Origin of the sequence: Nocardioides sp. Root140 (assembly GCF_001426745.1) — a bacterium.
GTDB lineage: Bacteria > Actinomycetota > Actinomycetes > Propionibacteriales > Nocardioidaceae > Nocardioides.
The window spans coordinates 1-13881 of sequence record NZ_LMFI01000014.1; the positions used below are offsets into that span (position 1 = coordinate 1).

Sequence of the window (13881 nt, forward strand, 5' to 3'; positions counted from 1 at the left end):
GTCAGAGTCCCTGGGAGTGGTGGGGTTTGAGGGCCAGCGGCGAGGCGTGAAGACGTAGACGGCCATCGGCGGGATCTTCGGTGTGGACGGCGAAGTCACACACCTGAAGGAGCCACCGATGGCCTTATCCCAGTCTGCCCTGTCCGAGATCCTCGACGCATTCCGCGCCGGCGATGGCGTCGATCTGATCCGCGACTCGGTCCGCGTCGCGCTCCAGGAGCTGATCGAGCTCGAGGCGACCGAACGCATCGGTGCGGCACCCTACGAGCGCACCGAGGACCGTGTCGCTGAGCGCAATGGTCACCGCTCGCGGATGTTGACCACCAAGGCCGGCGATGTCGAGCTGCGGATCCCCAAGCTGCGCAAGGGCTCGTTCTTCCCGATCATCCTCGAGCCCCGCCGCCGCATCGACCAGGCGCTGTACGCGGTCGTGATGGAGGCCTACGTCCACGGGATCTCGACCCGTTCGGTCGACGACCTGGTCGAAGCGATGGGCGGCACCGGGATCAGCAAGTCCGAGGTCTCCCGGATCTGCGCAGCCCTGGACGAGACCGTCGGCGCGTTCCGCACCCGGCGCCTGGACCACGTCGAGTTCCCCTACATCTACCTCGACGCGACTTACCTCCACGTTCGCAACAAGCCCGGCAAGGGCGGCCAAGTCGTGTCCATGGCCGTCGTGGTCGCCACCGGCGTCACCGCCCGTGGTGAGCGGGAGATCCTCGGCCTGGACGTCGGCGACAGCGAAGACGAGGTCTTCTGGCGCGGGTTCCTCAACTCGCTGAAGCAACGCGGACTCGCGGGCGTGAAGCTGGTGATCAGCGACCAGCACGCCGGCCTCGTCAAAGCCCTCAGCCGTGCGTTCCAGGGCGTAGCGCACCAGCGGTGCCGAGTCCACTTCGCACGCAACCTCCTGGCTCATGTCCCGAAGGGACAGGTCGACTACGTGGCCGCGGCGTTCCGGATGATCTTCGCCCAGGCCAAGCCCGAAGACATCCACGCCGCGTGGGACAAGACCCGCGACGAACTCGCTGTCAGGTGGCCCAAGATCGGTCCCTACATGGACGACGCCAAGGCCGAGGTCCTCGCCTTCACCGGCTTCCCTCGCGAGCACTGGCGCAAGATCTGGTCGACCAACCCGCTCGAGCGGGTCAACAAGGAGATCAAGCGCCGCAGCCGGGTCGTGGGCATCTTCCCGAACCCCGCGGCGGTGATCCGTCTCGTCGGCGCCGTGCTCATCGACATGCACGACGAATGGATCGCCGGCGACCGCCGCTACCTGTCCGAGGGATCCATGGCCAAGCTCTACGACACCGTGGATACTGACCCCGTCGCCGCCATCGAGTGCAGCGACGCGTAGGCACCGAGGATCACCTCAAAGCCCACCACCCCACGGGGCTCTGTCNGGGAGTCGACGTGGTGACCATGGCCAACAACCTGTCCGAGGGATCCATGGCCAAGCTCTACGACACCGTGGATACTGACCCCGTCGCCGCCATCGAGTGCAGCGACGCGTAGGCACCGAGGATCACCTCAAAGCCCACCACCCCACGGGGCTCTGTCGCCTGATCCTGCCGGTCGAGCTCGACCTGTGTCAGTGGTTTCTCGGACATACCCTTCAACCAAAGTGAATTGAGGCAAACCCCCTCCCACGACGCTCCCATCGAAGATGATCGTGTCATCAAGGGAGCTGCCAGCGATCGGAACGAGCAGCACTCTCTGCGTGACCCCTGACCACTCGACCACCGGAGAAGCACATGTCAGCCGACGCACCCGAGTTCGCCCGAGAGAAGCACAAGGGCCAGGAGGACAAGCTCAAGCGTGACTACTTCGACGCCCATCTGACACCCATCGCCGAAGCGGCAGCTGTCTTCGGCCCAGACGCCGAGGCAGCAGGGTGGCTCCACGACGTTATCGAGGACACCAGGAAGGCGTCCGTGCCCGTCACGCCAGAGAGCCTCTTGGAGTCGGGTTTCGCGCCGCTCGTCGTCACCGCAGTGGAATCAGTCTCCAAGCAGGCCGGCGAGCCGTACAACGACCTCATCACCCGATCCTGTGCCGATCCGCTGGGCCGCCTGGTGAAGTTGGTGGACAACGCATGGAACATCACCTGCAACCCCTCGCTGGCGCGCAACGAGCCGGACGAAGCAGCGAGACTTCTCCGAGACAAGTACTTCCCCGCACGGGAACGACTTCTGGCTTCCGTCGGGCTCAGCCAGGACTCCCCCGAGATGCGAGCTGTTCAAGCCGTTCTCGACAGGCACCTCGCTCGCCTCGAAGGCGCGCCAATCAGCGGGACGCACCTCGACTTGTGACCGCCGGCGTTCCACTGCACGGAAGCACGATCCGAGTTAGGCCAGGAACACTGCTCACCAATGGTCGCGCGAGGTGTCGCCGTCCTGACGACCGCGGCCGCGCTTGCGGTTGCCTCGGTGGTAGGACTCCCGGCTCATCTTCGACATGTACGCCGCACCGACATCGTCTGTCATGACGTCCATGCGGTCGACCTCGTCGAGCTCAGCCCGGATGTCGGGCTTGAGCTCGTCGGGTGCGGCCTCCAGCGACTTCGTCAGCCGGGTCTTGGTTTCACCGAGCAGCCGCTTGCCGCTCTCCAGGTCGCCGCGCTCGAACGCCTCCGAGGCCTGCCGCTTGACGTCCTGCGCCTCCTGGAAGAGCACCTCCGACACCACCGTCGGGTGCGCGACCCGTCCGGCAGCCTCGTCACCGGGCACCACGTTGACGTTGATCGGCAGCGTCACGACGTGCTCGACCAGCCCCGGCAGCTCGACGTACGAGAGCTCCAGGGTCGCGATCTTCGCCAGCCCGAGCCCGGCCAGCGCGGGCACCTTGAACTTGAGCAGCAGCTTGCGGGCTTCCTCGCCGTAGAGGTCGCCCAGCTCGATCATCACGGTGCCGTCTCCGATCTGCTGGGCGGGCAGGTCGTTGTAGATCCTGAGCAGTTCGACCGAGGACTCGAAGCGCACCGTCAGCGACATCGCCTGCACCACCTTGTTGAGCAGACCGTCGACCTCACCGGCGATCGCGGCTCCGGCCCCGTCGGGGTGGTCCGCGAAGACGTGGTTGCCGGACCCCGCGCGGGCGATCGCGGACAGGAGCGTCTCGTCGTAGCCGCTCCCGTAGCCGAGTGTCGAGGTGACGATGCCCTCGCTGTAGGCCTTCGCCGTGAGCGAGGAGAACTCGTCGACGTCCGAGATGCCCGCGTTGACGTGGCCGTCGGAGATGACCAGCACCGTGCCGCCGGCGGTCGCGACCCTGCGGATCTCGCGCAGCCCGCGCAGGTAGCCCGCGGACAGGTCCGTCGTGCCACCGGACCGCACATGCTCGATGAGATGGATGACCGTGTCCTTGTCGGTCAGCAAACCGGCGGGTACGACGACCTGTGCGGAGCTGTCGAACGTGACCAGTCCGAAGTTGTCGGTCGGCTCGAGACGACGGACCAGGGCGATGAGCGCCTTCTTGGCGCCCTCGAGCGGTGCTCCGCCCATCGAACCGCTGCGGTCGAGCACGACCTGCAAGGAAGCCTGCGGCCGAGCCGCGTCGTGTGCTGCGGTCGGCGCCTCGAGCTCGAGGAGTACGGCGACCTCTTCATCGGCCTCGTGGGCGACGACATTGATGTCGAGCAATGCGTTGAACTTCATGGTGTTCCCCCTTGTGATGTGCGCGATGGATCCCCCCGTCGCGCTGGTGACCGCCGGAAGACTGGCCTGCGATGAGGCCTGTCGTGACGTCTGCTCACATCATTGCCGGGACCACCGACATTGCCTGGAGGATGACGGACTGGCTCGGACCAGGTGCGTCAATCCCCCACTATGACGCGCCTGGTATGAGCTCTTCCGTCCTCCTCCGAGCGTCGTGCACCGGTGATTTGAACCACGAGCAGGGGACCCTCACGTTGGTTCGGGGCTACTGCGGGTCTGTCACGGCCGGCTGGGCTTCGGAGTCGCGGATCGCCTGGTACGCGAGGCTGGTGATGGCCTTGTCCAGGGCGTCGTAGTCCTCGATCTCCTCGCGGGGATCGGCGTTGAGGCTGAATATCTCGCGCCAGCGGGCCATCGACTCCTTGACAGCGTCGGACTCGGCGGAGAAGTCCAGCTGCGCTTCGATCTGCTCGATGAGATCGAGCACGTCTTCGCGTCGCGCCGTCCCCTTCTGGGTGCGGGTGAACTCACGCTTGATGCGGTTGATCCGCGAGGAGATCCGGTCGACGCTCTCGGCCCGGACAGCTGCGCGCTGGAGGCGCGCGAGAGTAGAGAGCAACTGCTGGACGTTCTGCTCCGCGAGTTCGAGGTCGTCGTCGGTGGTCAGGCGGGACTGGGCCGAGTCGTCCTCTCCCATCAGGATCTCCACGACGCAGCGCGCGAAGGCGATCTTGTCTAGATGGAAGTCGTGGTGGTCAGTGGCGGCGCCGATCGCTGCCTCCAAGTCCGTGAGGATGCCCTTGCTGCCCGCCTTGGCGCCGGAGAAGATCGTGGCAGGAGCCAGCTCGAGCGCGTGGACGTCGATGTCAGGGACGAACTCGCGGCAGTACCGCGCTGCGGCGTCGATGGCGATGTTGGTCGGAAAGAGGTCTTCGATCGCGATGGCGCCGGACGGGCTGTCGGTCTTGACGGTGAGCCGGTCGTCGCCGATCTGGAGGACTAAGCTGTCGTCCATGAGTGGCTTGCCGGGCGCGGCGCCCTTCTGGAGGCGCTTGCGCGCCTCGTCGCCTGCCGTGTCGGAGTCCAGCAGGGTGACGATCGCGGGCTTCTCGACGTCGCGGCCGCGGGCCAGGTAGACCATGTAGGGCACGTGCTGGGTGCCGCCGGCGGGGACGATGGTGATGGCGTTGAGGTCGAGGCGGTCCCGGGCCGGGGCGTTGCGGCGCTTGAGCCATCGTGTAGCGCCGGCGATGAGGATCTGGTCGGAGGGACCTTCGACGACCAGGTTGCACCCGGAGATGAAGGTGGTCTCGGCGACGAAGCTGCCGAAGGCCGAGCGAAGCGGCTCGTAGTGGTTGGCTGCGACGCTCTTGACCACGCGTGTGCCCTCGTCGTACTCGCCCTTCTCCAAGACGCGGATCCGGCGGGCGTCGTTCTTGTCGATCAAGAAGGGCGAGTGGGTGACGTAGACGACCTGAACCGGCACGCGGTTGGGATCCTGGGGGTGCGCAAAGTCCTCGAAGATGCGCAGGAGGTCCTGCTGGGCCGAGGAGGACAGGAACCGGTCAGGCTCGTCCATAAGGAGGACTTCGGACTTGGCGTGTGGATCGGGCTCGTGGGCCAGGTATTGCACAAAGTAGGACAGGAAGTACTTAAGTCCGTCGCTGCGCTCGTCGAAGCTGTAGGACTTGCCTGTGCGGTCGCGGATTTCGAACTGAAGGTCAAACTCCAGAGCCGACACGACAAGCTCGAACTGGGAGTCCTGGGACCACCAGTTAGGGAAGTTGAGCGCCTTGGCGATCTTCTCGTTGATGCGGTCGACCAGGCTGGAGGCGTATCCGGTCTTGCTCTTGATGGCGTTCTTGAGCTCGGCGATCTGGTCGGGCTCGATCTTGGCGACTTTGAACAGCAGATCGGCGCCGAGCTGGTACTGCTTAAGCAGGTTGCCGTCCACGGCCTCCGCGATGACGCTGGGGGCAAACATTTCGGCGATCTCAGCTGCCGCTCCCTGAACGGTCGTGGCCGTGCTGAACCAGGCCTTCTTCGCCTGAAGCTGCTCCAGCAGGGACGTGATCCTGTGGCCGCTGGGGCCGCGCGTCGGCTCGCCGTTCACGAGGAAGTCCCACGGGATGGCGTTGGGGAGCGGGACGTCGGCGTCGATTTCGGTGATCGCCGGCACACCCAGGGCGGCGGTGAGCGTCGGCTTCTTGATGTCCATGGCCTCGGACCACCGGCCCTTAACCTCTACGTACAACCGCAACTTGTAGGTCTGGTTCATGCGGAAGATGGCGAGGCGGCTGACGGCGCCGAGATCGGGCTCACCCGTCATCTTCTCGATGACGGACACGTCGTCGGCGTCCAGGTCGGTGTAGAGCGCGCCGAACTCGGGCTCAACCATGACGGCGTCTGCACCGAAGAAGGGCGAGTAACGGCAGAAGTCGCTACGTGCGATGCCGGTGCCGTTGATCGCTGCCTTGATCGAGCGCAGCACCTGGCTCTTGCCCGACTCGTTGCCCCCGACGACCGTCGTGATGTCCGGCTCCAGGTCGAGGCTCACGAACGGGTAGTCGTTGCCGTCCGGGGTTGAGTCCCCCGGCTCCGCGACGAAGCCGTCGTGGGAGGCGCGTAGGTAGTCATAATTGAGCGAACGGTAGAAGCGGGCGTAGATCGTGCGCAGTCGCATCGTGTGGCCTTTCGGAGCCTGGTGCGTGTACACCGACCCGCGCAGGCATCTGGTGAGCTCACGTCACATGAAGTTGTTGTCCAGCGGGTGAGGCTCTCGGTTCCGAAAATGAAGTACCGATTTGCCTGGCAGCCTCGATCGGGTGCCGGACGTTGGAAGGTCTGGCCAGATCCATATTTAAGGCGCGGTCCTCCCCTTGTTCTCCGTACATCTGTTGTGCGGCGACTGATCCCGACGGCTCGCGAGGCCCCACTCCGACTTGATGTCTCAGTGAGGCGAGTCGCATCCGTGTTCAACTGCTCACATCGGGAATGATGCACGTGAAGACGTTGTAGAGTGTAACGAGATCGGTGACAGCCTGTGCGAGTCGAGTATGACGACCCGAAGCTTGAACGGTTGTGTACCGACGACGCTTGGATGCGGCGGAAGCGGGCGGACATCGCCAAGAAGCTCCCGCTCCGCATCAAGGCGTTGGAGGCTGCGGACACGGTGGGCGACTTGCCTACCAATGACCCGCTCGGGAAGTGGCACGAGTTGAAGGCTGATCTTCCGGGGCACTGGGCCGGGAAGGTGAGCGACAACTACCGGTTGGTCATCCGCCCCGAAGGAGACGGGGAGACCTGGGAAGCCGACTTGGTCACCGTCACCGACATCACCGACTACCACTGACCCATCGGTATCGAGCTAGTGGCACAGACAGAGCCGAGAGGAGTGAAGACCATGACCACGACCACGACCAACTACGCAGTCGCCCCTGGCGCCTACCTAGAGGAATGGATCGACGAGAACGGTCTGTCCCAGCAGCGGGTAGCCGACATGCTTGGATGCAGTCGGAAGCAGGTCAACGAAATCATCAACGCGCGTGCACCGATCACCGCCGACACCGCCATGCGACTTGAACGCGTCGTTGGCATACCCGCGGACGCGTGGCTCCGATATGAAGCGTTGCACAAAGCGGACCAAGCCCGAATCGCTGAAGAACAAGAGCTGGCCACGCATGCGGACCGGATCGACACAGAAGCCGCGAAGTACCTGCGCAAGATCGGCGCCACGACTGCGACCAAGACCAAGCCGGGACAACTGGTCTCCGACTTTCTGACATTCCACCGCTGCGGCACGTGGGGTGCTTACGAACTTCTCAACGAAACCGCGAGTCAGGGGGACTACGCGCTAGCCGCGCTCAAGCAGGCAGCCGACATCACCATCGACTCAACGCTGCTATCGACCTGGCTGCGCGCCGGAGAACAAACTGAGCACTACGAGGCCGGCCGAAGGTACAGCTACGACCCCGCCAGCCTGCGAAGCATCCTGCCAGACCTTCGCGAACGTGCGGCTTGGTCCGATTCGGACCTCTTGAACGACCTTGCAGCCATGCTCGCCCGAGTCGGCGTCGTCTTCGTGGTGGTGGAGCCGCCAGCCAAGTTTCCGCTCCTTGGAATGACCAGATGGATCGACAAGAAGGTTCCCGTCATTCAGCAAACAGGTCGATGGGGTAAGGACGGCTTCATCATCTGGACCCTCTTCCACGAAATTGGCCACGTCCTGAACGACCCACGAGGCGAGATGCACCTGGACTTCAAATCTGAGAAGCAGCGCAACAGCGTCGCGGAGAAGAACGCGAACGGCTTTGCCCGGGACCTGTTGTTCGGAGAGGCCGGGCTGGAGGCATTCCAAGGTCACACGTCCGACGGCGCGATCGCGCGCATCGCACGCGAGGTCGGAGTGTCGCCAGGTGTTGCGGTGCATCAGATGCACCGCATGAGACTGCTCGACTACAAGTTCGGAAATCACCTGTGTGTGGACCTCAGCGACACATTCACACGGTCACCTGGGTAGGAAATGAGAGCGTGCCCAAACCCACCGCTGAGGCCGGGGCATATTTTGCGATTCCGGAGAGCGGGGTTGCGCACGAACTGGCAGCGGACGACTTGCGTCTAACCACCGCGTATGTACCCATCACGCGGCAACAAGTGTCAGGCTCTGTCCGTGATCAATCAGCCGAACCGCTTAAATACTGAGCTCTTGACGTTGCTCCGGGACTATCTCCCCCGCACCGGGCCGCTCCACACGCTTGCCAACGGCAAGCCGAACTGGGTGACGGCGATTGAAGACGACGGTCTGCGGGTGGAGACGGAGAAGTCACGCGCTACCGGGATGGGACCACAGCACGTCCCAGCGTGGATGCTCGAGGTTGCCTGGGAGCGGCTCACCACGCAAGGGACCTTGACCAACCGCGAACTCCTCGCTGCCGACGATCTGAACATCAAGCGGTCGTCCTTCGTCTGCGCAGCGCTCGCGTGCCTGCCTGGAGTCGCCGTTGCCTCACTCCGACCCATCACGCTGACGTACGACGGCTGACCTCGCACGGCCGTCCTTGCGGTTGGCAAACGGTCTGACGCCCCAATCTGCAACGAACCGGCTGATCAGATCCGACTCGACGTCCTCAGGATCCAGGTCAGGGGTCTCTCTCCATGCGACAAGCAACTCATCGCTGTCGACGAGCTGCCACAGGTACCTGCCGCCCCAGTGACCCACCGGTGCACCCGCGCCATGTCGTCGGAACTCATCGAGTCTCTTCGCGACCCCGCGTCGACCTGTCGTACCGGCAGCCGCCTTGCCTATATAGAGAACGGCACAGCCGGGAACCCAGGCCCGCTCGAGCGCCGCAACCGGCGCCGACGGGTCCCTGCCCTTGAACCAACCTGCAGGACTGACACTCAGAAATGCGGGCGCTGTCGCAGCGTCACGAAGTACGACGTAGACCCCAGGACCGCGAGGAACCCCGGCCGATGGGAGATCCGCGAAGCGCACGAACCCCTTGAACCCGTTGGCGAGCAGGCTCTCCATGGTCCATTCCATAAGGTCAGTCTGCATCACCAATCGGGCACGGCGCCCGAACTCCAGGTGTCACGCGAGTTTCCTACCTCGCTACCCAGGGCTGGGGACTGGCGATCGATTCCGCATTGTCTACGGGTGTTTCGGTCTAGCGTGTTAGGAGGCACTCGATGGGCGGAGGGATCCATGACGACCGTGCTGATGGCCCTGATCTTCACGGCTCTCGTTGTTGTGTCCACGATCGCGCTTGTCCGCTACCGGACTGCCATGGCGCTCCGCAGGCAAGAGGCCGCTGCTCAGGCACTGGTCGAGTTGGAGGCGGCAGCCCGACCGTCGCTCGAGGAGCACCGGGCGTGGAAGCAAGCGGTCAACGACGGAATCCTTCAGGCCAACGCGGCTGAACGTTGGATCTCTCGCGACACTCGTGCTGAGTGGCCATCCGCACGACCAAAGGCCTCCCCCGCACTCGTCGAGCTCTCGAGGAATGATGAACCTGGCGCGGAGGCTCGCGAACTCCTCGAGTATGTGAAGCACGGCGCGGACAAAACCATCGCCGCCGCCAACGCGAAGTTTCTCGTCAACGAGCTGGGTCGCCGGCAGTCCTTCTTCGGCACCATCGAGACGCAACCGCTCACCCGCGAACAATCCGCGGCGGTTGTCACGTTCGACAACCGCGTGCAGGTCGTCGCCGCGGCAGGCTCCGGTAAGACATCCGTGATGGTCGCGCGGGCGGCGTACGCGATCATGCGTGGGATCGTGCCGGCCGAGCGCATCCTGTTGCTCGCCTTCAACAAGGACGCTGCCACCGAACTTCAGGAGCGCGTGGACACGAGGCTGAGCACTGCGGGCATTGATGGCTCGGGTTTGAAGGCCGCGACGTTCCACTCGTTCGGGCTCAGAGTGATCGGCGAGGCGACGGGCCGCAAGAAGAGGCTGGCGTCGTGGCTCAGCGGGAACCAGGACGTCGCCATGGTGAGCCGGATCGTCGACGAGCTCCGGGACAGCTCTCAGGAGTTCCGATTCAAGTGGGACATCTATCGCCTGCTCTTCGCGCGCATGGCCGACGAACCCGCAGGTGGTGAGCCGGACAGCTATGACTTCAAGTCCAAGGAGACCGGCTTCCGCACATTCAACGGCGAGACCGTGAAGAGCCAGGGCGAGCGGATGGTCGCCGACTTCCTCTTCCTCAACGGCGTGAAGTACGAGTACGAACGGCCCTACTCATACGACGTCGCTGACGCCCAGCACTCGCAGTACCGTCCCGACTTCTACTACCCGAAGGTCGACGTCTGGCATGAGCACTGGGCACTCGATCACCAGGGTCGCCCGCCCAAGGAGTTCAAGGGGTACGCCGAGGGCATGGCCTGGAAGAAGTCTCTCCACCATCGTCATGGCACCGACCTGATCGAGACCACGTGGGCCAAGATCATCGACCAGAGCGGTTTCCAACCGCTCGCGGCGGAACTCAAGGCGAAGGGTCTCGAGCTCGACTGGAACCCCGATCGATCCATTCCGGGCGCGAAACCTGTCAAGCACGAGGATCTTGCGCGGCTGATCAGGTCGTTCATGGCACACGTGAAGTCCAACTCCCTGACGCGAAATGACCTCGACACGCGGCTCATGACGTCCACCGGCATTCAGAAATACCGCGCTGGCATCTTCCTCGACCTCTACTGGCAGATCCACGATGAGTGGCAAGCCCGCCTGGCCGCCGACGACTCGATCGACTTCGAGGACATGCTCGTCGAGGCAGCCAAACACCTCGAGGCCGGGAAGGTCGACATGGGCTACGACCTTGTGCTCGTGGACGAGTTCCAGGACGCCAGCCAAGCGCGGGCACGGCTTGCACGGGCGCTCGTCGACAAGCCACATCGCTACCTACTGGCGGTCGGTGACGACTGGCAGTCCATCAACAGGTTCGCCGGCGCCGACCTGTCAGTGATGACGTCGTTCAACAAGTGGTTCGGCGACGGGCCAACCCTCAAACTGCAGACCACCTTCCGCTCGCCTCAGTCGATCTGTGACACCGCCAGCAACTTCGTCGCCAAGAACCCGCGCCAGCTCACCAAGAAGGTCTCTTCGAGCCACTCCGACTACGGACCCAAGATGTCGCTTGTCAGGCTCGGCAAGCCGGAGGAAGTCGAGGCCGCGCTCACCAATGTGCTGTCCAACCTGGCTCAACAGGTGCGATGCGGCGAAGTGCGTCCCGGACCGTCCGGCAAAGTCCAGGTGGACGTCTTGGGTCGCTACCGGTTCGATCGTGACTTGATGCCACGAATGCTTCCCGATGAGCTGAAGGTGACCTTCCGGACGGTGCACTCCTCCAAGGGATTGGAGGCCGACTACGTCGTTCTTCCCAACGTCTCCTCCGGCACCTACGGATTCCCAAGTGAGGTTGTCGACGACCCGGTGCTCTCACTGGCGATGACCGAGGCCGACCCATACCCGCACTCCGAGGAAAGACGACTCTTCTACGTCGCACTCACTCGAGCACGCCGCCACGTCACTCTGATCGGGGTGAGAGGTCGCGAGTCGGCCTTCATCACCGAGTTGCTCAAGGACAAGCTCCTTGAGCTGTCACCGCTCAGCACCGTTGAGCTCTCAGAGCCCTGCCCGAAGTGCGGCCGCGGCGTCCTAGTCACGCGCAAGCGCAAGTCCGACGGTGGCGCATTCATGGGCTGCAGCGCCTTCCCCAAGTGCACGTACACCCGGAAGGGTGGTCAGCTAGCCCAAGCCGACGCCCGAGAGAGGTACTGAGGCGCCCACCCCCCGACCTTAGAGATCTCGCCATGCGCACAGTGCGTGACCGTCGTCGGTGATTCAAATCGACAGGGGGAACCGATCAAGAACTCGTTGGGCAATCTTCTCGGTGCGTCGATCGATGTGCTTGACCGTCCACTCCGACTCAGAGACAACGTCCTCATTGAGCTTGAGGCCGTTCTTGAAGCCGATCGAATTCCCCTTCGCGTCCGTGCGTTGCTTCTTCTCCTCGAATGACTTGTTTCCCAGGCTGCTGTTATATCCGGTGATCGTCAGGTTCCCCAGCCGATGCACGTGCTGATCCTGAGCTTGTCGTGCAGCCTCTGCCCCCCCAAGAATCTGTTGCCAAGCCGGAGGCAAATTCTGCCCCTGCGGAAGGATGTGCTCAATCGTCCACACGTAGTGGTTCTTCTCCCGGCCCCACAGGTCCTGCGTGTTCTCCTTCGTCATCGCGTCTTCAGCAAGACTCGTCAGGATGAATCGAGTGACATCCGAGTTGTCTTCATAGACCGGCCCGAGGAGTCTCTCTCGGAAGGCGTCGTCGGTCACGGACTGCGGAGAAATCGATTGCAACACCACACCGCTTACGTCCGCGTCGGGATCGTTGGCAAGCTCATCGATGATGTCCATGAAGATGCGCGGCAACGCATAAGTCTGCGGGAAGCCGGTCAGATTCCTTCGCACGAAGAAGTTCGTCAACAGTCTGGTTACCGCGACCAAGTCATCGTCGGTGAACCGTCGCTTTGCCTGGTCGACCATCAAGAACAACAGTAGGACGTACGAAGGAGCACCTTGAGCCCGCGCAAGTGCCGTTAGTTCACGGTCCAACGGCAACTCCTGTGAGTTCCGGCCAGAAATGCGACCATAGACCGCGGACGCCGGCACGACTCCGTCGAGGAACTGCCGAACACCGGCGGCCACCTGGACTTCGTAGATCCGGATGAGATTCGAGCGAGTTGCCAAGGTGGCCTTCGCGACAGGTGGCAGTTGCCCCTTGAAGGCGTTGTAGTAGTGGCGAAGGAACCGCTCTTGGGTCGCGTAGTTGTCACCGAGATTCGACAACATCGTGTTCCACTCCTTGAAGGCCGCATCGACGTCCATGACGTTCCGACGCTCGGACTCGGCAAGCAAGTGGTTCTTGATGAGATCTACGGGCGTCAGCGGCATGCCCCGATTGTTGAGCGACTCGAACAACACGAAAGCGTCAGCATGCGTGTCGACCTCGATCTTCACGATGATCGCTCTCGATACCGCGGACAGGATTCGCTGCGCTGCCTCGACCACCGGGATCCCTTGGTCGACGGCGTAGTCGCTGATCTCGCTCTGGAAGTGCGCAAAACACCGTGCGACCTTTCGCAGAGGCCGGTAATTGACCGGCTTCGGATCCACCGGGAGCCCGGCGTTGTTCAGGATGGTCACATAATCGGCGAGGTTGTGTCCTTGGCGTTGGGGCCTCAGCCGAGGCTGACCATCTTGTTTCCGGATGAGTTGGCGCCGGAGATTGGCAAGATCTGCACGCGAGTCGTCATCGAGGTCCTCCTTGTGGGCCTCAAGTACGGCGTGGATCGCGGCAAGCAGCAGAGTGATGGTCGTCATCCGTTGCTGGCCATCTATCAGCTCGAGAACGTTTGCCTCAACCGTGTCGGTCGTGGAGTTGAGGCAAATGATCGTCCCTAGGAAGTGTGCGCTCTCAGACTCCACGAGGTCGTCAAACAACTCCTCCCACTGTGGCTTCTGCCACGAATACTCGCGCTGATATGGCGGAACCCGATAGTGGGTGTTTCCCTCGTGACTTATCAGACTGAAGACTGGGTGCTGGTTCGCAGACTTAATCATTCATACCCCCATGAGACGGCGTCGATGCCAGACTGGCACAACCTCCAAAGCTAGTCACGCTTACGGTCCCATCAGTTCGCCGACCGAATGTTGCAGGCTGAGACCTTGAGC

At 63.2% G+C, this 13881-nt stretch carries 9 protein-coding genes; 6 read left to right on the forward strand and 3 right to left on the reverse strand.

The genetic code is table 11. The annotated features are described in order from the left end of the window. Positions 1-118 precede the first annotated feature (118 nt). Positions 119-1357, forward strand: coding sequence for an IS256 family transposase (locus ASD30_RS22325; RefSeq protein ID WP_056687420.1), 1239 nt, complete (start codon positions 119-121; stop codon positions 1355-1357). Between the two features lie 397 nt (positions 1358-1754). Further along, positions 1755-2312: a hypothetical protein gene (locus tag ASD30_RS22330; protein WP_056687422.1), complete on the forward strand. Its 558-nt coding sequence runs from the start codon at positions 1755-1757 to the stop codon at positions 2310-2312. A gap of 54 nt (positions 2313-2366) precedes the next feature. Here the strand turns inward: ASD30_RS22330 and ASD30_RS22335 are convergent, their stop codons facing one another. Both ASD30_RS22335 and ASD30_RS22340 read right to left on the reverse strand, forming a co-directional pair. Beyond that, the gene (locus tag ASD30_RS22335; RefSeq protein WP_056687424.1) at positions 2367-3656 is read right to left on the reverse strand and encodes a vWA domain-containing protein; all 1290 of its coding nucleotides are present in this window, start codon (positions 3654-3656) and stop codon (positions 2367-2369) included. 265 nt (positions 3657-3921) lie between these two features. Further along, positions 3922-6339 (reverse strand): AAA family ATPase, encoded by a 2418-nt coding sequence (locus tag ASD30_RS22340; RefSeq protein ID WP_156393754.1) that lies wholly within the window; start codon positions 6337-6339, stop codon positions 3922-3924. 360 nt (positions 6340-6699) lie between these two features. On the opposite strand from ASD30_RS22340, the gene ASD30_RS22345 reads away from it, so the two are divergent. From ASD30_RS22345 to ASD30_RS22360, 4 genes are all read left to right on the forward strand, one after another. After that, positions 6700-7008 (forward strand): type II toxin-antitoxin system RelE/ParE family toxin, encoded by a 309-nt coding sequence (locus tag ASD30_RS22345; RefSeq protein WP_056687427.1) that lies wholly within the window; start codon positions 6700-6702, stop codon positions 7006-7008. Between the two features lie 51 nt (positions 7009-7059). Then, positions 7060-8175 carry a HigA family addiction module antitoxin gene (locus ASD30_RS22350; RefSeq protein ID WP_056687429.1) on the forward strand — a complete coding sequence of 372 codons (1116 nt, stop codon included), beginning with the start codon at positions 7060-7062 and terminating at the stop codon, positions 8173-8175. A 150-nt stretch (positions 8176-8325) separates the two neighbouring features. After that, positions 8326-8697, forward strand: coding sequence for a hypothetical protein (locus ASD30_RS22355; protein WP_156393755.1), 372 nt, complete (start codon positions 8326-8328; stop codon positions 8695-8697). A gap of 663 nt (positions 8698-9360) precedes the next feature. Beyond that, on the forward strand, positions 9361-11931 hold the full coding sequence (locus ASD30_RS22360) for a UvrD-helicase domain-containing protein (protein WP_056687432.1): 2571 nt from the start codon (positions 9361-9363) through the stop codon (positions 11929-11931). A 63-nt stretch (positions 11932-11994) separates the two neighbouring features. On the opposite strand, the gene ASD30_RS22365 is transcribed toward ASD30_RS22360, so the two are convergent. Then, on the reverse strand, positions 11995-13770 hold the full coding sequence (locus ASD30_RS22365; RefSeq protein WP_056687434.1) for a DUF262 domain-containing protein: 1776 nt from the start codon (positions 13768-13770) through the stop codon (positions 11995-11997). Positions 13771-13881: the final 111 nt, after the last annotated feature.

Bases quoted from the DNA above. Each gene is read 5' to 3' on its own strand.
- ASD30_RS22325 (WP_056687420.1), top strand. From the start codon at position 119: ATGGCCTTATCCCAGTCTGCCCTGTCCGAGATCCTCGACGCATTCCGC.
- ASD30_RS22330 (WP_056687422.1), top strand. From the start codon at position 1,755: ATGTCAGCCGACGCACCCGAGTTCGCCCGAGAGAAGCACAAGGGCCAG.
- ASD30_RS22335 (WP_056687424.1), bottom strand. From the start codon at position 3,656: ATGAAGTTCAACGCATTGCTCGACATCAATGTCGTCGCCCACGAGGCC.
- ASD30_RS22340 (WP_156393754.1), bottom strand. From the start codon at position 6,339: ATGCGACTGCGCACGATCTACGCCCGCTTCTACCGTTCGCTCAATTAT.
- ASD30_RS22350 (WP_056687429.1), top strand. From the start codon at position 7,060: ATGACCACGACCACGACCAACTACGCAGTCGCCCCTGGCGCCTACCTA.
- ASD30_RS22360 (WP_056687432.1), top strand. From the start codon at position 9,361: ATGACGACCGTGCTGATGGCCCTGATCTTCACGGCTCTCGTTGTTGTG.
- ASD30_RS22365 (WP_056687434.1), bottom strand. From the start codon at position 13,770: ATGATTAAGTCTGCGAACCAGCACCCAGTCTTCAGTCTGATAAGTCAC.